This window comes from Ectothiorhodospiraceae bacterium BW-2 (assembly GCA_008375315.1).
In the GTDB taxonomy this organism is placed as follows: domain Bacteria; phylum Pseudomonadota; class Gammaproteobacteria; order Thiohalomonadales; family Thiohalomonadaceae; genus BW-2.
On sequence record CP032507.1, the window covers coordinates 1,976,827 to 1,997,953 of the forward strand.

Annotated in this window: 23 protein-coding genes; 22 read left to right on the forward strand and 1 reads right to left on the reverse strand. The window is 53.5% G+C overall.

The genetic code is table 11. From position 1 onward, the window contains the following. The first annotated feature begins 6 nt into the window (after positions 1-6). The 20 genes from D5085_09370 to D5085_09465 all read left to right on the forward strand — a co-directional run bounded on the left by D5085_09370 (position 7) and on the right by D5085_09465 (position 17,114). On the forward strand, positions 7-474 hold the full coding sequence (locus D5085_09370; GenBank protein ID QEP43311.1) for a CYTH domain-containing protein: 468 nt from the start codon (positions 7-9) through the stop codon (positions 472-474). Between the two features lie 11 nt (positions 475-485). Beyond that, positions 486-983, forward strand: a complete 498-nt coding sequence (locus tag D5085_09375) for a L,D-transpeptidase (protein QEP43312.1) — start codon at positions 486-488, stop codon at positions 981-983. After that, a complete protein-coding gene (locus tag D5085_09380) occupies positions 974-1,993 on the forward strand; it encodes a beta-N-acetylhexosaminidase (protein ID QEP43313.1) in 1,020 nt (339 codons plus the stop codon). Before D5085_09375 ends, D5085_09380 begins: the two co-directional genes overlap by 10 nt. Positions 1,994-2,010: 17 nt before the next feature. Continuing rightward, positions 2,011-2,562 (forward strand): hypoxanthine-guanine phosphoribosyltransferase, encoded by a 552-nt coding sequence (locus tag D5085_09385; GenBank protein QEP43314.1) that lies wholly within the window; start codon positions 2,011-2,013, stop codon positions 2,560-2,562. A 5-nt stretch (positions 2,563-2,567) separates the two neighbouring features. Beyond that, complete coding sequence (locus D5085_09390) at positions 2,568-3,308, forward strand: S-methyl-5'-thioinosine phosphorylase (GenBank protein QEP45117.1); 741 nt, start codon at positions 2,568-2,570, stop codon at positions 3,306-3,308. A 114-nt stretch (positions 3,309-3,422) separates the two neighbouring features. Continuing rightward, positions 3,423-3,794, forward strand: coding sequence for a hypothetical protein (locus D5085_09395; protein ID QEP43315.1), 372 nt, complete (start codon positions 3,423-3,425; stop codon positions 3,792-3,794). A 14-nt stretch (positions 3,795-3,808) separates the two neighbouring features. Further along, the gene (locus D5085_09400; GenBank protein QEP43316.1) at positions 3,809-4,651 is read left to right on the forward strand and encodes a F0F1 ATP synthase subunit A; all 843 of its coding nucleotides are present in this window, start codon (positions 3,809-3,811) and stop codon (positions 4,649-4,651) included. 48 nt (positions 4,652-4,699) lie between these two features. Then, a complete protein-coding gene (locus D5085_09405; protein ID QEP43317.1) occupies positions 4,700-4,933 on the forward strand; it encodes a F0F1 ATP synthase subunit C in 234 nt (77 codons plus the stop codon). A gap of 60 nt (positions 4,934-4,993) precedes the next feature. Continuing rightward, complete coding sequence (locus D5085_09410; GenBank protein ID QEP43318.1) at positions 4,994-5,464, forward strand: F0F1 ATP synthase subunit B; 471 nt, start codon at positions 4,994-4,996, stop codon at positions 5,462-5,464. 11 nt (positions 5,465-5,475) lie between these two features. Further along, positions 5,476-6,012: a F0F1 ATP synthase subunit delta gene (locus D5085_09415; GenBank protein ID QEP43319.1), complete on the forward strand. Its 537-nt coding sequence runs from the start codon at positions 5,476-5,478 to the stop codon at positions 6,010-6,012. Positions 6,013-6,033: 21 nt separating this feature from the next. Further along, positions 6,034-7,575, forward strand: coding sequence for a F0F1 ATP synthase subunit alpha (locus D5085_09420; GenBank protein ID QEP43320.1), 1,542 nt, complete (start codon positions 6,034-6,036; stop codon positions 7,573-7,575). Between the two features lie 15 nt (positions 7,576-7,590). Then, positions 7,591-8,460 carry a F0F1 ATP synthase subunit gamma gene (locus D5085_09425; GenBank protein ID QEP43321.1) on the forward strand — a complete coding sequence of 290 codons (870 nt, stop codon included), beginning with the start codon at positions 7,591-7,593 and terminating at the stop codon, positions 8,458-8,460. 46 nt (positions 8,461-8,506) lie between these two features. Further along, the gene (gene atpD, locus D5085_09430) at positions 8,507-9,883 is read left to right on the forward strand and encodes a F0F1 ATP synthase subunit beta (GenBank protein QEP43322.1); all 1,377 of its coding nucleotides are present in this window, start codon (positions 8,507-8,509) and stop codon (positions 9,881-9,883) included. Positions 9,884-9,922: 39 nt separating this feature from the next. Then, on the forward strand, positions 9,923-10,363 hold the full coding sequence (locus D5085_09435; protein QEP43323.1) for a F0F1 ATP synthase subunit epsilon: 441 nt from the start codon (positions 9,923-9,925) through the stop codon (positions 10,361-10,363). 91 nt (positions 10,364-10,454) lie between these two features. After that, a complete protein-coding gene (locus D5085_09440; protein QEP43324.1) occupies positions 10,455-10,934 on the forward strand; it encodes an FxsA family protein in 480 nt (159 codons plus the stop codon). Between the two features lie 145 nt (positions 10,935-11,079). Beyond that, complete coding sequence (locus D5085_09445) at positions 11,080-11,367, forward strand: co-chaperone GroES (protein ID QEP43325.1); 288 nt, start codon at positions 11,080-11,082, stop codon at positions 11,365-11,367. A 72-nt stretch (positions 11,368-11,439) separates the two neighbouring features. Continuing rightward, complete coding sequence (gene groL / locus D5085_09450) at positions 11,440-13,080, forward strand: chaperonin GroEL (GenBank protein ID QEP43326.1); 1,641 nt, start codon at positions 11,440-11,442, stop codon at positions 13,078-13,080. Positions 13,081-13,335: 255 nt separating this feature from the next. Then, on the forward strand, positions 13,336-14,112 hold the full coding sequence (locus D5085_09455; protein ID QEP43327.1) for a hypothetical protein: 777 nt from the start codon (positions 13,336-13,338) through the stop codon (positions 14,110-14,112). Positions 14,113-14,147: 35 nt separating this feature from the next. Beyond that, the gene (locus D5085_09460; GenBank protein ID QEP43328.1) at positions 14,148-16,142 is read left to right on the forward strand and encodes a caspase family protein; all 1,995 of its coding nucleotides are present in this window, start codon (positions 14,148-14,150) and stop codon (positions 16,140-16,142) included. Between the two features lie 3 nt (positions 16,143-16,145). Beyond that, complete coding sequence (locus D5085_09465) at positions 16,146-17,114, forward strand: formylglycine-generating enzyme family protein (protein ID QEP43329.1); 969 nt, start codon at positions 16,146-16,148, stop codon at positions 17,112-17,114. 262 nt (positions 17,115-17,376) lie between these two features. On the opposite strand, the gene D5085_09470 is transcribed toward D5085_09465, so the two are convergent. Beyond that, complete coding sequence (locus D5085_09470; protein ID QEP43330.1) at positions 17,377-19,275, reverse strand: hypothetical protein; 1,899 nt, start codon at positions 19,273-19,275, stop codon at positions 17,377-17,379. A gap of 188 nt (positions 19,276-19,463) precedes the next feature. Between D5085_09470 and D5085_09475 the strand changes: the two genes are divergently transcribed. After that, entirely contained in the window at positions 19,464-19,907 is a 444-nt protein-coding gene (locus D5085_09475; protein ID QEP43331.1) for a hypothetical protein, read from the forward strand. Continuing rightward, complete coding sequence (locus tag D5085_09480) at positions 19,904-20,953, forward strand: IS3 family transposase (GenBank protein ID QEP43332.1); 1,050 nt, start codon at positions 19,904-19,906, stop codon at positions 20,951-20,953. Before D5085_09475 ends, D5085_09480 begins: the two co-directional genes overlap by 4 nt. Positions 20,954-21,127 lie beyond the last annotated feature (174 nt).

Here is a 21,127-nt window from a genome sequence, read left to right on the forward strand (position 1 = left end):
GAGTTGATGGCAAAAGAGATTGAACGCAAATTTTTGGTACTCTCCCCCGCTTGGCGGGAGGAGGCCGATGCGGGGACTCCATATCGGCAAGGATATCTGATTGGTGCCGAAAAAGCATCGGTTAGAGTGCGAATTGAGGGAGATCGAGCCAATTTAAATATTAAGAGCAAGACGCTAACGATTGAGCGGCAGGAGTTCGAATATCCCATCCCCCTAGCTGAGGCCGAGGAGCTGCTCGATACCCTCTGTGAGCAGCCGCAAATTAGCAAGCGACGCTATCGAGTTGCCGTGGGGCAGCATGAGTGGGAGATCGACGAGTTCGAGGGCGAGAATGCCGGCCTGATTGTGGCCGAAATTGAGCTAAAAAGTGTCGATGAGCCGTTTGAGCTGCCGGACTGGGCGGGGGAGGAGGTGTCGGACGATCCCCGTTACTACAATGTCCAGCTAGTCAAACACCCCTATTGCCAGTGGTAAGCTGAGCTAAGATGGCTGAGTGTGAGCTGCGTATCGATCTGGCGACACAGCAGCTAGGGCTATGGCAGCGGCAGAGGCTGCTGCAGAGCTATAGCGTCTCGACCGCTATTAAGGGAGCCGGGGAGCTACAAGGTAGTGGCGCTACCCCCCGTGGGGTTCACTCGATTCGAGCTAAAATTGGGGCTGGATTGGCACCTAATAGCGTGCTGGTCGGACGGCGGCCGACGGGGGAGATCTATAGCGAACAGCTACGGCAGCGCTATCCGCGGCGCGACTGGATTTTAAGCCGAATTTTGTGGCTCTGCGGCTGCGAGAGGGGCAAAAATCGGGGCGGCTGTGTCGATACGATGCGCCGCTATATCTATATTCACGGTACTCCTGATAGCGAACCTATGGGGATCCCAGCCTCGCATGGCTGTATCCGTATGCGCAATCACGATATCATTGAGCTATTTGACCGAGTCGCCGTATCGACTCGGGTGATCATTGAGGAGAGGGCGTGTCTTTAGGTGTGGTGATGATCGATCTGCAAGGTGAGTCGATCACCGCAGAGGAGCGGCAGCGACTACTCCACCCCCATGTGGGAGGGGTGATTCTCTTTAGCCGCAATTTTGGCTCGGTGGCGCAGCTACAGGCGTTGGTCAGTGAGCTGCACCAGCTACGGCGACCGCCGCTACTGGTTGCCGTGGATCACGAAGGGGGGCGGGTGCAGCGGTTTCGGGAGGGGTTTACCGCACTACCTGCCGCTGGCGCTATCGGCGCAATTTTTGCCCATGATAGGCCTAGAGCCAGAGAGCTAGCTGAGGCATCGGGGTGGGTGATGGCGGCTGAGCTGCGTAGCTGTGGGATCGACTTTAGCTTTACGCCGGTGCTCGATATCGACTATGGCTGTAGCCGCGTGATTGGGGATCGCGCCTTCCATTCGACCGCTGAGGGGGTTAGCGATCTGGCGCTGCACTATATGCACGGCATCAAACAGGCGGGAATGGCGGCTATCGGCAAACACTTTCCCGGCCATGGTGGCGTCGAGGCCGACTCCCACCATGCGCTGCCGATCGACTCTCGTGACTGGGAGACGATCCTCTACCACGACCTACGCCCCTTTAAACGCCTTATCGATAACGGCCTAGATGGCGTGATGCCGGCGCATGTTCTCTATGTGGCGATCGATAGCCAGCCGGCCGGCTTCTCCCGCTTCTGGTTACAGCAGGTGTTGCGGCAGCAGTTCGCCTTTAGTGGCGCTATCTTTAGTGATGATCTATCAATGGAGGGGGCGCGGGAGGCCGGCTCAATGATCGAGCGGGCGCAATTGGCGCTTAAGGCGGGGTGTGATATGGTGCTAGTCTGTAATCGACCGCACGAGGTGGAGTCGCTGCTACAGCAGCTCCCTCCCCAACTCGATCCATTACAGCAGGCGCACCGAGTGCGACTTCACGGCAGGGGCAGGTTTACCTTAAAACAGTTACACTATCACCAGAGGTGGCAGCGAGCCGTGGAGTCGTTGCAGGGGTTGATTTGAGTTTAGGAGCACTATTAATGACCGATCTTGCCCACATCTATCGCGTCTATCAGCGGGCAGAGCTGCTCTACGATAGACCACAGGTGGAGCTAGCGCTGCGGCAGCTAGCCGAGCAGATTAACCGCCAGTTGGCCGAGACCAACCCGTTGGTCTTAACCGTCTTAAATGGCGGGACGATTGCGGCGGGTATTCTCCTCCCCTACCTTAACTTTCCCCTAGAGTGCGACTACATTCACGCTAGCCGCTACCGAGGCGAGACAACGGGGGGGGAGCGCCTACACTGGTATGCTAGGCCGCAGACTCCGCTGCGGGGGCGAACGGTGCTGCTGGTTGATGATATTCTCGATCAGGGAGATACCCTAGCTGCGCTCATCGACTACTGCCAGAGCGAGGGGGCGGCGGCGGTCTATAGCGCGGTGATGGCGCGTAAAAATATCGCCACACCGCAGCGGGGGCGGGCCGATTTTATCGCCCTAGAGCTACCAGATCGCTATCTATTCGGCATGGGGCTCGACTATAAGGGCTACTGGCGCAATGCAGCGGGTATCTTTGCGGTGGAGGGGATTTAGTGGCCATTGAACAACGATTCGCCCTGATAGGGGGCACTGGTTTAACGGCGTTACCGGGGTTGGAGATCGTGGCACAACACGATCTGATAAGTCGCTACGGTGCCCCTTCGGCCAAGATTAGCGTTGGAGTGGGACTAGGGCGAGAGCTCCTCTTTCTCCCGCGTCATGGCGAAAATCACTCTATCCCGCCGCATAAAATCAACTATCGGGCCAATATCGATCTGCTGCGCCAGCTCGAAGTGACACATATTGTGGCGGTTAATGCGGTCGGGGGGATTCGAGCCGACTTAGCCCCGGCATCGCTAGTGCTGCCATCGCAGATTATCGACTATAGCTGGGGACGGGAGCATACTTTCCATGACGGCCCCCCCGATCCTGTGGCCCATATCGACTTTAGCGCCCCCTATAGCGAGCCGCTACGACAGCAGTTACTGCAAGCGGCCAGTCGCGGTAACATTAAGCTGATTGAAGGAGGGGTCTATGGGGTGACCCAAGGGCCAAGGTTAGAGAGCTGCGCCGAAATAGTGCGCCTAGAGCGCGATGGTTGCGATATGGTGGGGATGACCGCAATGCCCGAGGCGGCGCTGGCTAAAGAGGCGGGCATTGACTATGTCACCGTGGCGATTGTGGCTAACTGGGCGGCGGGTAAACAGGGGGCCGATCTGACGATGGGCGCCATAGAAGCTGCCATTGCAACAGCAACGGGTGAGCTGCAACAATTGTTGACCGAATGGCTAAAGTATTAATTATTTCTAATATAATTTTTTTTTATTCGGATATATGCGTTGACCTGATGCCATCGAACGCATATACTTGCCGCCGTCATTCGGGTGCAGTTGGTGCACCGAGTGTCTGAATGGATGGGTAGTTCAATACAGTCGGGCAGCTCTCCCCCTAAATGGGGCAGTCAACTGTTGTGGCAGCTACTGGTCACCCTTATCGGGACAACTCTATTTGCCTTTCAGGGGCTGGAGCATCTCTTCGCCGCACTCTATGGCGGTGGAGTCGCTATGGTGGTGACCTTGTGGCTTTGGCGCTGTGAAATCGGTAGCCGTTCTCAGCTTGAGCGTTCACAACTGCTTCGCTTAATGGTGCGCTGCTCTCTTGAGAGAGCTGTTTTAGCAGGGTCGCTGTTTGCTGTTGCAATGGGCCTCTTGAATCTGGCAGCTCTACCGCTGCTGGTGCTGTTTGCAGTGTGCCAGCTACCCGTTTTTGTGGCAGGAATGAGATAGACGAATTAAAGATAATGGCTGGCGAAATACACACATCTTCCGACTATATCAAACACCATCTGCAGAATCTGACCTTTGGGCAGCATCCTGATGGGAGCTGGGGCATCGCCCACTCTGCTCAAGAGGCTGCCGAGATGGGGTTTTGGGCAATTCACTTAGATACGATGTTCTTTTCGCTGCTACTTGGCAGCCTTATGATGTGGCTGTTTCATCGGGCGGCCAAAAAGGCCTCAAAAGAGGTGCCGACCGGTTTTCAAAATTTTGCCGAAATGATGGTTGAGTTTATCGATAATAGTGTTCGAGGCTCGTTTAGCGCTAAAAACGATCTGGTTGCCCCCTTGGCGTTGACTATCTTTGGCTGGATCTTTTTGATGAATTTAATGGATTTGGTGCCGGTCGATTTTATACCTATGCTAGCGATGGCGATCGGTATCCCCTACACCAAAGTGGTCTCAACCACCGATCCTAACGCCACCTTTGGCATGGCGCTCGCGGTCTTTGCACTAGTGCTCTACTATAGCGTGAAGGTCAAGGGGGTTGGTGGCTTTGTCGGCGAGTTGACCCTGCAACCCTTTGGTAAGTGGGCACTACCGGTTAATCTGTTTCTTGAAGGGGTGACACTGATCTCCAAGCCGATCTCTCTGGCGCTACGACTATTTGGTAATATGTATGCCGGTGAGATGATCTTTATCTTGATTGCAATCATGTATAGCGCAGGTTGGCTCTTGGCCGGTTTTGGCGGGCTATTGCAGATTGGTTGGGCGATTTTTCATATCCTGATTATTACCCTTCAGGCATTTATCTTCATGACCCTGACTATCGTCTATCTCGATATGGCGCATCAGGAACATCACTAAATTTTATATTTTACTTTACTTTTATAGACTATCTAGCAGGAGACCAAAATGGAGCAAGCGTTACTCTATATCGCCGGTGCATTAATGATGGGTTTGGGAGCACTAGGTGCCGCTGTAGGTATCGGTATTCTCGGCGGCCGTTTTCTGGAAGGGGCAGCCCGCCAGCCTGAACTGATTCCGATGTTAAGAACCCAGTTTTTTATCGTCATGGGACTAGTTGACGCGGTGCCGATGATTGCGGTGGGGTTGGCCATGTATGTTCTGTTCGCCGTAGCAGGTTAAGGGGTTGACGGGAGAGAACCGCTTCACAGAGACGAAATCCCGATACGGTGAGGTAAGACGATGAATATTAATGCAACATTGATAGGACAGGCAGTAGCGTTCTTCATTTTTGTCTGGTTCTGCATGAGGTATGTATGGCCGCCGCTGATTGAGGCGCTAAATGAGCGCAAGCAGTCGATTGCCGATGGCCTAGCCGCTGCGGAGCGTGGTCGCCACGAACACGAGTTGGCGGAGCGTCGAGCCACTGAGATTATTCGTGATGCGAAAGAGGAGGCGGCCAATATCATCGCATTAGGGCAGAAACGCCATAATGAGATTGTCGATGAGGCCTCAGCTGCAGCAAAGCAGGAGGCGGAGAATATTAAGGCAGCCGCCCAGAGTGAGGTGGAGCAGGAGCGGAATCGGGCTCGTGAGCAGTTGCGTCGGCAGGTTGCCGAACTAGCACTGATGGCGGCAGGTAAGATTCTCGAAAAAGAGATCGATGCCGCAGCGCACGAGAAGATTCTAAGGGATGTCGCGACTAAAATCTGAGGCAAATGTAGATGGCTGAAAGCAGAACAATTGCCAGACCCTATGCTGTTGCGGCCTTTGAGTTGGCCAAAGAGCAGGAGTTGATCTCCCGAGTTGGTGATGAGCTTGAACTGGTTGCGGTGGTTGCCGCCGACACAACAGCGGCACTCTTTCTGTTCAATCCTCAAATTGAGCAGGGTAACAAGGTTGAGCTGTTTGAGAAAATTGCAACCGAACCGTTAACTACCATTAGTTTGAATTTGCTGCGGATTATGACCAAAAACGGTCGCTTGGCAGTGTTGGGTGAGGTAGCGAAAATCTATCAGGAGATGAGAGCCATAGCCGAGCGAAAAGTTGAGGCTGAGGTCATCTCTGCTGTTGAACTAACCGAAGTGGTGCGTCAAATGATTGTTGAGGCGCTAGAGAGTCGGCTAGGAAGCAGTGTGACCCTAAACTGTCGTGTCGATGAGTCTCTTTTAGGCGGTACCATCATTCGCACAGGGGATAGGGTGATTGACGGTTCGATCGCGGGCAAACTGCAACGAATGACTCACTCGCTGCTGCGGTGAGGCATATAGAGGAAAAATTTTATGCAACTGAATCCATCAGAAATTAGTGATCTGATTAAGCAGCGTATTACCGAGTTTTCTGGTGATACTGAAGCAAAAACTGAAGGCACCGTGGTCAGTCTGACCGATGGTATTGCCCGAGTTCATGGTCTCTCTAGTGCAATGCAGGGGGAGATGCTGGAGTTCCCCGGTAATATTTTCGGTATGGCACTGAACCTTGAACGCGATTCAGTCGGTGTGGTTATTCTAGGTGAGTATGGCTCTATCTCTGAAGGCGACAAGGTCAGATGTACCGGTCGCATTATGGAGGTGCCGGTCGGTGAAGAGCTACTCGGACGAGTCGTGGACGCGCTCGGACACCCGATTGATGGTCGGGGTGAGTTAGGAACCCGCCAGAGCTCTCCGGTTGAGAAGATTGCCCCTGGGGTCTTGTGGCGCAAGTCGGTCGATCAGCCACTGCAGAGCGGGTTGAAGTCGATTGACGCAATGGTGCCTGTCGGTCGAGGACAGCGGGAGCTGATTATCGGTGATCGCCAGACAGGCAAGACTGCGGTGGCTCTTGATACCATTATCAATCAAAAAGGGACTGGGGTTAAGTGTATCTATGTCGCTGTGGGGCAGAAGGCCTCCTCCGTAGCCAATGTGGTACGCAAGTTAGAAGAGCACGGCGCGATGGATCATACTATCGTGGTTGCTGCAACGGCGGCTAACTCTGCGGCAGAGCAGTTTATCGCCCCCTATGCAGGGTGTGCTATGGGCGAATACTTTCGTGATCGAGGCGAAGATGCGCTGATTGTTTACGATGACCTGACAAAACAGGCATGGGCCTATCGTCAAGTCTCGCTACTGCTGCGCCGCCCCCCCGGTCGCGAAGCCTATCCGGGGGATGTCTTCTATCTCCACTCCCGCCTACTAGAACGGGCGGCGCGAGTCAATGCCGACTATGTTGAGAAGGAGACTCATGGAGCGGTTAAGGGTAAGACCGGCTCTTTAACTGCGCTGCCGATTATTGAGACCCAAGCGGGTGATGTCTCGGCCTTCGTTCCGACCAATGTTATCTCAATTACCGATGGCCAGATATTTCTGGAGTCAGATCTGTTTAATGCCGGCATTCGTCCGGCGATTAATGCGGGTCTATCGGTATCGCGGGTTGGGGGAGCGGCCCAGACTAAAATCATCAAAAAGCTCGGTGGTGGCGTGCGGCTCGATCTAGCTCAGTATCGTGAACTGGCGGCGTTTGCCCAGTTTGCCTCTGATCTAGATGAATCGACTCGGAAGCAGATTGAGCGGGGTCGTCGAGTCACCGAATTAATGAAGCAGTCGCAATATGCGCCGATGAGTGTGGCGCAGATGGCGCTATCACTCTTTGCCGCTAATCAGGGCTATCTCGACGATGTCGATGTGACTAAGGTAGTCGATTTTGAGAGTGCGCTGCAAAACTATGTGAAGTCGGAGCATGCCGAACTGCTAGAGCGGGTGAATAGTGAACCGGTCTATGATGAGGCGATAGAGAACGACTTTAGCAAGGTGATCGAGCAGTTTAAGGCCTCGCACACTTGGTAGGCAGGAGTTCGATTCATGGCAAGTGGTAAAGAGATTCGCGGGCAGATAAAGAGTGTGCAAGGCACACAAAAGATCACCCGTGCAATGGAGATGGTGGCGGCATCAAAGATGCGCAAAGCGCAAGATCGAATGAACGCAACTCGACCCTATGCTGAAAATATTGTTCGAGTGGTCAGCCATCTAGCACACGCCCATCCCGAATATAGCCACCCCTTTATGCATCAAAGGGAGGTCAAGCGTGTCGGTATCATCGTAGTAACGACTGATCGTGGGCTCTGTGGTGGACTCAACATCAATCTGTTTAAACAGGTTGTTTCGGCCATGCAGCAGTGGCAGCAGCAGGGCGTTGAGATCGATATCTGCGCGATTGGACAAAAGGCGAAAGGGTTCTTTTGTCGGCTGCGCAGTCATGTGGTTGCCGAACAGAGCCACCTAGGGGATGCCCCGAAGATGGAGCAGCTACTCGGCCCTGCCAAAGTGATGCTCGATAAGTTTAGTCGAGGTGAGATAGACGAGCTGCACCTCTGTTATAACCGTTTTGTCAATACCATGACCCAGTCACCGCAGCTAGATAGGCTGCTGCCGATATCGTTAGGTGACGGTAAAAAGAGCAAAGAGCTGCGTTATCACTGGGACTATATCTATGAGCCCGATCCGAAAGATGTGTTGGGGGATCTGATGACTCGCTATGTCGAGTCACTCATCTATCATGGGGTAGTCGAGAATCTTGCTTGCGAAATGGCAGCTCGAATGGTGGCGATGAAAGCGGCGACCGATAATGCCGGTAATCTGATTAGTGAGCTGCAGTTAGCCTATAACAAGGCGCGTCAGGCGGCGATTACCCAAGAGTTATCGGAGATTGTCAGTGGTGCGGCTGCGGTTTAACTGTCGTTGTAGAATTTATGTTTAGTGAACAGATGGGGAACTGCTAATGAGTTCTGGAAAGATCGTGCAAATAATCGGGGCTGTGGTCGATGTGCAGTTTCCGCGTGATGCGTTACCAAAAATTTATGATGCGCTCAAAGTAACAGAGGTTGACTTAACCCTTGAGGTACAGCAGCAGATGGGGGATGGGGTTGTACGCACCATCGCCATGGGCTCTACCGATGGCCTGCGTCGGGAGATGGAGAGCGTCAATACCGGTAGTCCGATTTCGGTTCCGGTAGGACAGGAGACCTTAGGCCGGATTATGGATGTCCTCGGTAATCCTGTCGATGAGGCCGGCCCGATCGGTGAGAAGCTACGGATGCCAATCCACCGCTCACCACCGAGCTACGCCGACCAATCCTCGGCGATTGAGATTCTTGAGACCGGCATTAAAGTCATCGACTTAGTCATGCCGATCGCTAAGGGGGGCAAAATTGGGCTCTTTGGGGGAGCCGGTGTCGGTAAGACCGTTACCCTCATGGAGCTAATTCGTAACATTGCGGTTGAGCATAGCGGCTTCTCCGTCTTTGCCGGAGTGGGAGAGCGGACTCGTGAAGGGAACGACTTCTACCACGAAATGAGCGAAGGGGGGGTACTCGATAAGGTCGCCTTGGTCTATGGCCAGATGAACGAGCCTCCCGGTAACCGCCTGCGTGTGGCGCTAACTGGGTTGACCATGGCCGAATATTTTCGTGATGAGGGGCGAGATGTATTGATGTTTATCGATAACATCTACCGCTATACCCTAGCGGGAACCGAAGTCTCGGCTCTATTAGGGCGGATGCCCTCTGCGGTAGGGTACCAGCCGACGCTAGCTGAGGAGATGGGGGTACTACAGGAGCGGATTACCTCGACCCGAACCGGCTCAATTACCTCATTTCAAGCGGTCTATGTGCCGGCTGATGACTTGACCGATCCCTCCCCCGCAACCACCTTCGCCCACCTTGATGCCACCTTGGTGCTATCACGGCAGATTGCCGAGCTAGGTATCTATCCGGCGGTCGATCCGCTCGACTCGACCTCTCGTATTCTCGACCCGCTAGTGGTGGGTGAGGAGCACTATAGCGTGGCCCGAAAGGTGCAGTCGATTTTGCAGCGCTATAAAGAGCTACGAGACATTATCGCCATTTTGGGTATGGATGAGCTCTCCGAAGAGGATAAGCTAACGGTGGCTAGAGCGCGTAAACTGCAGCGCTTTTTGTCGCAACCCTTCTTTGTGGCCGAAGTCTTTACTGGTGCTCCGGGGAAATACTCCTCTTTGAGTGAGACCATTGCCGGCTTTAAATCTATCTGTGAAGGTGACTATGATCATCTACCAGAGCAGGCCTTCTATATGGTCGGCTCTATTGATGAGGCGGTCGAAAAGGCCAAATCACTCTAATGGATCTGTCTAGATAATAACGGTTCGAGGAGATCTGCGATGGGCATGACAATGCATGTGCATATTGCGAGTGTGGAGGAGGAGATATTCTCTGGCACAGTTGAGCAGGTGCACGCCCCAGGTGAGATGGGTGAGCTGGGGATCTTTCCCCGCCATACCCAACTACTTACCCGCATCAAGCCAGGAGAGGTGAGAGTTCACAAAGAGGGGGGAGGGATTGAGAGTTTCTTTGTCTCAGGGGGGATTCTTGAAGTTCAGCCCCATGTCGTAACGCTATTAGCAGACACAGCTCTGCGGGCTAGAGATGTCGATGAGGCGGAGGCTCGGGCAGCGATGGAGCGAGCGAGCAAGCTGCTCGAAGAGCGGAGCAAACATCCTCAAATTGAGCTAGCTCAAGCTCAAGCTGAACTGGCTGAGGCCTCGGCAAAAATTCAGATTTCAAAAAATCTGCGCGAGAAGCTGCGCGGGAATCGCACCTAATCTAAATCCTGTTAGACTGACATTGAGACAAAAAGGCCAGAGCTCTGGCCTTTTGTCGTTTTAAATTCGGAAAAATTATCTAATTAATACTATGAAACTACTAATCTTTTTGCTATTTCCCGCGCTAGAGATCTACCTATTTATTGTGGTAGGCGAGGCGATTGGGGCATTAAATACGGTACTCCTTATCTTTGCGACCCTCATTTTGGGCTTTGTGATCATGTCAGTCAAGGGGAGAGGGAGCGTTGAGAAATGGAAGCAGCAACTTAGAGAGGGGGCAATAACACAACCTGTGGTGCTGTTTGATGCCCTCTATGCCGCTGTTTCTGGAGTGCTATTGATTATTCCCGGCTTTATCTCCGATACGATCGGCCTGCTGCTACTGTTAAGGCCGATTCGGACCGCGCTACTACGACAGCTACTATCATTGGTGATGGTGCCGTATGCTCAAGTCTTTTCAGCGAATACCTCGACGACTGACCCCTTAAGCCCTCACCCCTCAGTCTCAAAGGACTCTCACAGCCCCTCGAAAGGGCGTACGATTGAGGGCGACTACAAGCACGACGATTAGGGCGTAAAAATTTTTCTTTGTCGCCCTTGACTCTCCCTACTGCGGCTCTATTATTAGCACTCAAGCAGCGTGAGTGCTAACAAACTTACCTGCTAGCGATATTTTGTAACCCGTAATCACTTTTTGTTTAAGGAGAGGCTTATCTATGAATATTCGTCCGCTTCATGATCGGATTTTAGTCCGTCGCATGGAAGAAGAGACAATGACCGCAGGGGGAATTGTCTTGCCCGGTTCAGCAGCAGAAAAACCGAATCGTGGTGAGGTGCTTGCTGTTGGTAAAGGCAAAATTCTCGAAGGGGGTGAGGTTCGTCCTATGGATGTTAAAGTCGGCGATCAGGTGCTGTTTGGCCAATACTCCGGTAGTGCGGTGAAGGTCGAAGGCGAAGAGCTGCTGATGATGCGCGAAGAGGATGTCATGGGAGTTATTGAGTAGTTGTAACTCACGACTCAGTAACGACGATTGACGCTAAGAACTGAACCAACCATTTAAGAGGATTATTGAAAGATGAGCGCAAAAGAGGTCAAATTTTCTACTGAAGCCCGTCAGCAGATGCTGGTAGGGGTCAACACACTCGCCAATGCGGTTAAGGTCACTCTCGGCCCTAAAGGTCGTAATGTGGTGCTAGAGAAGAGCTTTGGTGCCCCGACCATCACTAAAGATGGGGTATCGGTTGCTAAAGAGATCGAACTGGAGAACAAGTTCGAGAACATGGGAGCCCAGATGGTGAAGGAGGTCTCATCACAAACTTCTGATATCGCTGGTGATGGTACCACCACAGCCACCGTTCTGGCTCAAGCGATTATTCGTGAAGGGATGAAGGCGGTCACCGCTGGCATGAATCCTATGGATCTGAAGCGCGGTATCGACAAAGCCCTCATTGCCGCAGTAGAAGAGCTGCGCGGTATGTCAAAACCCTGTAACGATAACAGATCGATCGCTCAAGTTGGTACTATCTCAGCCAACTCCGATAACGCCATCGGCGATATTATCGCTAAGGCGATGGATAAGGTCGGTAAAGAGGGGGTTATTACCGTTGAAGATGGCTCAGGTCTCGATAATGAGCTTGATGTGGTCGAGGGGATGCAGTTTGATCGAGGCTACCTCTCCCCCTACTTTGTCAACAATCAGCAGACGATGGCTGCAGAGTTAGAGTCGCCCTTTATTCTGCTGCACGACAAGAAGATCTCCAATATTCGTGAGCTGCTGCCGGTACTCGAAGGGGTTGCTAAATCGGGTAAGCCGCTGCTAATTATCGCCGAAGATGTTGAGGGTGAAGCCCTTGCCACTTTAGTGGTTAACTCAATGCGCGGTATTGTGAAAGTCGCTGCTGTTAAAGCCCCTGGTTTTGGGGATCGTCGCAAGGCAATGCTGCAAGATATCGCTATTTTGACCGGTGGTCAGGTCATCTCTGAAGAGGTCGGCCTCTCCCTAGAGAAGGCGTCACTCGAAGATCTCGGTACCGCCAAGAAAGTCGTCATTACCAAAGAGACCACCACCATTGTCGATGGTGCCGGTTCTAGCGACGACATTGAGGCTCGCGTAGGTCAAATTCGTGCCCAAATCGAAGAGTCCACCTCCGATTACGATAAAGAGAAGCTGCAAGAGCGTGTCGCTAAGCTCGCCGGTGGCGTTGCGGTGATTAAAGTCGGTGCCGCGACCGAAGTCGAGATGAAAGAGAAGAAGGCTCGTGTAGAGGATGCGCTACACGCCACTCGTGCTGCCGTTGAAGAGGGCGTTGTTCCCGGCGGTGGTGTCGCTCTAGTTCGTGCGATGGCTGCTGTGAGCAAGGTTGCTGGCGATAACCATGATCAGGATATGGGCGTTAAGATCATGCTGCGTTCCATGGAGGAGCCGCTGCGCCAAATCGTGGCCAATGCCGGTGATGAGCCCTCTGTGGTTCTAAACAATGTTCGTGATGGCGAAGGTAACTACGGTTATAACGCTGCTAACGGTGAGTATGGTGACATGATCGAAATGGGTATTCTTGACCCAACTAAAGTGACCCGCTCAGCGCTACAAAATGCAGCGTCCGTTGCCGGTCTAATGATTACCACCGAAGCGATGGTAGCCGAGCTGCCAAAGGATGAGTCGCCTGCTCCAGGTGGCGGTGGTATGGGAGACATGGGTGGCATGGGGATGATGTAATCCCGCTTAACCTAGCCCCTTTAAAAGCTTAGAGCCCCGCACTGCGGGGCTTTTTTGATCAATACGAGTCCATCGATTCGCCTTGGTTGGCCGGATAAAATCCCCTATACTTCAGACCATGGCTCACATCCACGACAGTGCCCCCAACCCGACCGCCAGCAGGTGAACCCGTTGCCAATAGCACTTCTCATTTCCCTACTACTCCTTTCTCCCTTACTTCTGGGGCAAACTGTTCAATATCGGGCAGAGGCAACCGTGCTTGTTGCCAACATCACCCCCGAGGCGGCCAAAATCCGCGCTCGGGAAGATGCCTACGCCGACATTATTGCTCAGGGTGCCGGTGTCAAAGTGAACAAAGAGGTCTTGATCGTCAACGGTCAACTGGTCAGCTTTCAGCGCACCCGTCATCTGAATGCCCGGGTGGTCAATGGCCAGTGTGACTACCAAAACGGACAAAACAGTAGCGGACAGCTCACCATCTCTGCCCGCTGTCAGGGGGAGGTGATGCGCTACGGCAGCCTAGGCCCTGCGATGACAGCACAACTGAATCGTTTACCCGCTAACGCCAAACAGTGCCGGCAGCAACAGGTAAACCAACCGACCCCCCTGTTCAAACTGCGTAGTGATGAGAAGTTCTGCCTACAGATAACGACTGCCGAAACGATCTATATCAGCGTCTATGCGCAATACAATAATGAGCAGGGTGAGCTGCGCTTTAACCGCCTCTGGCCAACGGCTAGCAGTCAGCAAAGCGTGATAGAGATAACCCCCAAACAGATGTGGCTCTCGCCGGTGATTGCCAGCGCACCGCTTCCGGGGCAGAGTGAATCGCTGGAGAGTCTGCTGATTCTTGCCTCTAGCCGTAAAGAGCTACTCACCACAACAGGCGGTAACATTGGCAACAGCGCCCTGAGCAGTGCCAGTCAAAGCCTGTCGGCACAACAGTTTGACCAACTGCTACAGCAAACCGACAGTCATCGTCTTACGCTGCGCCAACTGCCATTTTGGGTGGAAAGTGCTATCATGAAATAGAACTACCCGTTAACCCTCACCATGACGAGCGTACTATGAAAAAACTCATCCGCCACCTGTCACTGATAACTCTGCCGTTAGCGTTGCCCGTTTATGCTGACTGTACCTTGCAGGGCGACCCAGATAGCCCCATCCGCCAGTGGCAGACGCAAGCTAATAGCTGCCGTGATAGTGCTGTCGCTGCCACCAACGCCATCATCGAACAACTCAACCGAGGCGACACACCACAAGCAGAGCAGGCGCTGCAACAGGCGCTACGCCAGCACCCCCGTTTTGTACCCCTCAAACAGTTACAACAGCAGAGTGAACAGCCTTTTGCCGCGATAGCGAAGCGGGCACAGACCCTGCTGCAGCACTGGTTTGACAACTATCCGCAGCCGGTATTTAACCGCCAGCCACCGGAACTAGAGACGATGCCACCCCTACCGGAGCTAGTCAAAGGGGAGTTTGAGACCACGCCGCAGTTTCAGCAGCGGGTACAACGGGCTCAAGATGAGCGTGAAGCGACCCGCCAGCGACTACAACAGCAGTATGAGAACGAAGTGGGTGCCTATAACCGTGCGGTAGAACGGCACAACGACACCGTTAGAGAGGCGCAGCAGCAGCGCGAGCGTGAATTACCGGCACAGCGTAAAGCGATACTGAGGCAGGCGATTTATGACATCATGGGCGAACCCATCTTAACCGACCCGCAATACGATGCCGACAACCAAACCTTTAAAGCCACGCTGCAAAGCAGCTACGGTAGCTGGCGGCAGCCGGTCACGATTAGCGTTCCCCTCAAAGTCGCCCCTCAGTTCAAACAGGCAGTCACCGATGGAGAGCTACAACCGATAGTCAATTTTGACATCACCAACGACACCCTTACCCTCAAAGCTATCGACTTCCCCTACCAAAACCAGACCTATGCCGGTCTTCCCGCTAGTGGTACGACTCAAATGGCTGCGGTACGGGTAACTCTGGAGGAGGCCGCCCCGATTCAAAGCCGTGTCGCCCTAGTTGATACTAACGCCATTGAAACTCTGCAAAGCGGCTCCGAGGCGGGCTACTTTAGCGATGCGCTCAAAATGGAGCATGATCCGCAACTGGCTAAACTGCAGCAGCAGCGGGCAGAGTTAGAGCGACAGCGTAAAGAGGCGCTCTATCAACAACAGCTGGCGCAGCAGCGTAAACAACTGGAGGTAGAAAACCAACGCATTGCGGCGCAACTGGCCCAAATGGGAGGGGAAACCGGCCAGTATGAAGGGCTAAACATGAAAACTAACTGGCAATTCCCCCGGGCACGCACCCCGCAACACGATACTATTGCCGTCATTTTTGGCAGTCGGGAGTATGGCAAAGGGATTCCTATCGTCCCCTATGCTCTGAACGATGCCAAAGCTGTCAAGCAGTACGCCGAAACCACCCTCGGCCTGCCCCAAAGCCAGATTATATTTCAGGAGAACCCCACCCGTGGTCAAATGGCCGGTACCCTTAACACCATCTTACCTAGCCGTATGAAAGCGACCGGGGCTAGCAAAGTGCTACTCTACTTCTCCGGCCACGGTATGACGGCTGACAACGATGCTATGCTGCTCCCCTCCGACTCCAGCCCGCAAATCGCCAAAGATACCGGTTACTCACGCACACAACTGCTGACCCAACTAGCTAGTCTCGATGCTGACCACATCACTGTGATGCTAGATGCCTGCTACACCGGCACCGATAAAGGCGGAAAAGCGCTGCTCGAAGGCAAGCCAGTCTTTACTCCGCCCGATGTGGAACAAGTCCCGCAAAAAATCACCCTCATCACCGCCAGCAGTGGCAAACAGATAGCGTGGATGGATAAAGAGAAGGGCCACAGTCTGCTCACCTACCACCTGTTGCAAGGGCTTTCCGGTAAAGCCGATAGGAATAACGACCGTCAAATCAGCCAAAGCGAACTCGATCATTACCTTAGGCGCGAGGTGAACCGGGCGGCACTACTGCTGCACAACACTGAACAGACGCCGGAAGTGAAAGGCAGAGAGGCGATAGTGGCAAGGTATTAAATTATGAAATTATTATTTATTCTGTTACTTGTCACACTCACCGCCTGCAATAGCGCCACCAAACCGACCCCTGAACAACGGGCGGGACAGCAGCGGCAAGCTGAAGAAGTTGAGCGCAGAGGCCAGCAGGAGCTGGGCACCGTGCGTTGGGCAGCGGGAGCGGGTGAGGCATCGAAAATTCCGTATTTGAAACTGGAAGAGTACCCTGATGATCCGCTTTATAAAGAGCAGCAGCGTCAACGGCAGTTAAAGCGGGAACAGCGGGAAGAACGGGAAAGGCTAGAGAGGGAAGGCCACATGAGCGGCGAGATGGTGCGCGTCCCCGGTGGCTGTTTTCAAATGGGCAGCAACAGTGGTGACAGTGACGAAAAACCGGTGCACCGCGTCTGTGTTAATAGTTTCAAGATAGGCAAATACGAAATCACCCAAAGCCAATGGCAGGCAGTGATGGGGAGTAATCCGAGTTATTTCAGTAGCTGCGGTGGCAACTGTCCGGTAGAGAGGGTGAGTTGGGACGATATTCAACTGTACATCAAAAAACTGAACCAAAAGACGGGTCAACGCTACCGTCTGCCGAGCGAAGCTGAGTGGGAGTATGCGGCGCGAGGGGGAACGACGACTAAATACTGGTGGGGAGATAACATCGGCCGCAACAACGCCAACTGTGACGGCTGTGGCAGCCAATGGGATGACAAAAGCACGGCACCGGTAGGCAGTTTCAAACCCAACGCCTTTGGGTTATATGACATGAGCGGCAATGTCTGGGAGTGGGTGCAAGATTGCTGGAATGGGAGTTATAACGGTGCACCGGACAATGGCAGTGCCTGGGAGAGCGGTGAGTGTGGCCGGCGCGTTCTGCGCGGTGGTTCCTGGTACTACAGACCGGACAACCTCCGTTCGGCCTACCGCTACTGGGACAGCTCCGGCGCCCGCGGGTTCAACTTCGGCTTCCGTCTGATTCTCCAGGACTAACCCTTTGTCCCCCTTACCCTTTTACCCTTTAAACTCAGTGGGACGGATTAGGTGATGAGTGCCGATGGAGCCGTTACAGAGTGCCCCGCGTGCGGGGCTCGCGCGATTTTTTTAGACAGAGTTATCCACAGGTTTAGATTGATTACATGGCCAGAAGTGCCTGCCCTGAATCCGTCCAACCGCAATAGGGCACCCACAGGGGGGTGCCCCTACTCGTTTTCTGGACATGGAAATTTAATTCGGTTTTGACCCCATCTATTCCTCAATACGCCTCCATCCGGTAGTAGATGCGATCATCGCCGCGATAGATACCGAAGGTGGCGCTGGCGGCATCGTAATCGTCACTATCGTCTAAATCGCCATCACCATTCCAGTCGAAACGGAGCCATGACGGGTTGAGCAGGCGCAGAGTTACCCTACCTGTTACGCCACTGCTATCTGGCGTGAGGGTGAATGAGTTGCCTGGGGTGAGCAGAGTGCCGCTTACGCTGATATCGGCACTCGAACCATCGGTGGCGCAGCTTAAAGGGGACGGGATAGTGCAGGTGAGATCACTAGCGGCAGAGAGGAGGGTGCCACTGTCATCTGGGTTGATGATCCAGTTACCGTCACTATCGACATACTCGACATTAAATAGTATTGACTGAGTATCGGTCTCGTTACCGTAGCTGTCGGCGAGGGTGGCGCGACCGTAGCGAAGATGGTTGCCAACGGGGTTAAAGGTGAGCGCTTGGGTGTGAAGCTCATTAAAGATCGTATCGGTCAGACTAATGGTAAAGCGCGGTGCAATCGCTGCGGTAAACGGGGGGACGGGGGTGGCGGTTTTAGTATGGGTGATCTGGCCATCTAGGGTCACCGTCGCGACCCCATCGACAAAATCGGTTGCGCTGGAGGAGGGGTTAGTCAGTTGCCAAGATGTGCCATTTGACTCCGTTCCACTCGCGCTAGTCGCCGCTATGGTGGCTGGGTTAAAGCTGCTGCTCCAAGTTGAAGCAACATTTTGGGTGGTCGCACCGCCGTGATTGATAGCGGTGACGCGAAAGGTGGGGGGGGCGAGAAAGGTAACACTCTCACCGACATAGGTGAAACTGAGCTGGCTATTATCGATAATCCCCTCATCCGCACTGCCATCGACTTTGGTAATGGTGTAGCTAAAGGGGGCAAAATAGAGCTCATCGGTGACCGGGCCTATTGATCCGCTGCCCAAATAGTCCGAGAGCGTGGCGGATAGGGTAAACTGACCCGCCTCACTCCAAATCGTTGTGAGTGAAGTGGCACCTTGTTGATAGTCAGCGGAGGTGCGGGAGAGGGTCGTAGGTAGCGTTTCGCCCTCGATAGTGGCCTGCCCGGGATAGGGGTAAGCGGTTTCATCGCGAGAGTAGGTGAGTGCTAATGAGGCGGGGGAGCTCTCCTTACCAAACTGGGAGGCGGGGGTTGTGCCATCGGCTAAGAGGGCCGTGAGGGTGACCTCCCCGCCGACACCGGCTTTGAACGGTGTCGCGCTGGAGGAGCTATTTGCTAACGAGAGAGCATCTGGCTTCACCACAAAAGGGTTTGAGTTAGCGCCGGTCAAGGTCGCACCGTTGAGGCTAAGGGGGTCAGTGTGGAGTCGAATTTGACCGACATTATTATATTGAAACGAAAAAGGGGCGTAGCCATTGGCATCGAATGTCAGCGTAATGGGGCCGCCTGCGGCAGCGACCGTGGTGGGGGTTCCACTGGCAAAATCGGCCAAATTGACCAACTCTAGCTCGGCACCGGCAGCGCAGCTTGCCGGATCGATGCAGCTATAACCGACATTAACCGAACGGCTTTCGCTACTTATCGCCGCGACGCAGGCACCTGTGGTCTCATCGGTCTCGACGGCACGCAGATAGAGTGGTGTCTGGGCATGGGGGGGCTCGCTGCTGGGTTTGCCTCCGGTTTGGGTTGCGATATTGTCAAACTTGAGTAGAGCATCGACAAAAGTTATGTGAGGATCGTAACTAGGTGATTCGGCAATAGAGTGGCTATCGCTAAGATTGATATTAACAGGACTAATTGGCTCTGTTTGGGTGAGTGTTACCGTCGTCGCTGATGCACCGAGAGAGAGCGTGACTGGGTTGGGGCTGATGCTATCTATTGCTGGTATAGTTGAAATCGTGATGGGAGTATCTTCCATGACACTAAAAACATTGCCACTCTCATCATAAGCGGTTACTGTTATTTGGGTCGATTCACAGGTTAACACCGTGTTGTTATGGGTAATGCGATAGTGATCGGGACGGGATATGATGGAAGGGCAGGGTTCGTCCAGATAGTTTACTACCCCTGAGTGTCAAGATACCCTGAGACCACCCCTGATGAGAAATGAATGTAGAATCAGGGGGGCAACAGAGGAGATACACGATGCCCAAAGATACTACCGTTTTACCCTCCAACGAGGTTACCGACCCCGATGAAGAGAAGCGCTCCTACCGCAAATTTAGTGAGGAAGAGAAGCTTCGGATCCTAGCAGAAGCAGAGCAGTGCAAGGAGCCGGGTCAGCTAGGCGAGCTGCTGCGCAAAGAGCAGATCTACAGCTCCCATCTGACCAAATGGCGCCGACAACTGCAAGCACAGGGGCAGGCTGGCCTGAAAGGGAAACAGAGTGGTCGCAAACCGAGCCTAGACAAGCGAGATAAGGAGATAGAGCGTTTAAAGAAGGAAATTCAGCGTCTTAGCCAACGGTTACAGCAGACCGAAGGGGTGATTGCGCTCCAAAAAAAAGCCTTCAGCTTATTGGAGCAGATGAACACAGAGATAAGCTTATGAGATTAGTTGAAAAAGAGTGCCCCAGTTCGGTGAGCATAAGAGCCGCTTGCGATAGCCTAGCGCTCTCGCGTGCAGGCTACTACCGCCGACAGGCTCCGGTTGTCTCCCCCCGAGCGAGCCTTCCAAGACCCGTCGCAGCCAATGCGCTGAGTGAGGCAGAGAGGCAAGCCGTTCTGGGGCTTTTGAACAGCGAACGATTCTATGACCAACCTCCGGCAGAGATCTATGCTAGCCTGCTGGATGAAGGGAAATATTACTGTTCAATCAGTACGATGTATCGGATCCTTCGTGCTAATCAACAGACGGGAGAGCGGCGAGCTCAAAAACCGGCCAAATCACACGCTATCCCCCGATTACGGGCGACCCGCCCGAATGAGGTTTGGACATGGGATATCACTAAGCTTCCCACCACAGAGCAGGGTAACTTCTTGAATCTCTATGTGGTGATGGATCTCTACAGCCGTTTTATTGTGGCTTGGATGGTCTCAAGGAAGGAGAATAGTGAGCTCTCCAAGCTGTTAATCAGTGACGCAGCGGCTCGCTATCGGGTCGCGCTCAGTGGCTTAACACTGCATCAGGATAGAGGTGTGCCGATGACCGCCAGAGGCTATCTCGACTTGATGGCCGAACTGGGGATCACCTGCTCCCACAGCCGTCCACGAGTCAGTAACGACAATCCGTTTAGCGAGAGTCAATTTAAAACACTCAAGCAACAACCCGATTATCCTCAACGATTTACAGGAGTTGACCATGCCAGAATATGGTTTAGTGACTATGTTGACTGGTACTGTTTCCACCACCACCATCGAGGGATTGCGTGGTTCACTCCAGAGCAGGTATTTACCGGTCGTTACAAGGAGGTTAGCGAGCAGCGTGAACAGGCGCTGAAGCAGGCCTATCAGCAGCATCCGAAACGCTTTATTCATGGTGAGCCCAAGGTTAAGCAACCCCCTACTGAGGTATGGATTAACCCCGCTCTACCGGAGGAGGGGGTGGGGTCGCTGGAGGTCAACTATCCAACCCTGAATAGAGCGAAGGAGAGATGAGTGACGGTGCCGCTAGTGGGTCTATCGTCGATGGCTTTAGCCGGTTGTGGTGGCTGAATGACAGAGCGTTATCCATAGCCCGCCCCCCGGAGACCCCCTTATTATCGTAGGGGGGCGGGCTGTGGGTAACGCGGTGCAGGAGGGAGGTTCCTAGATTAGGGGTTGCAGTTCGCC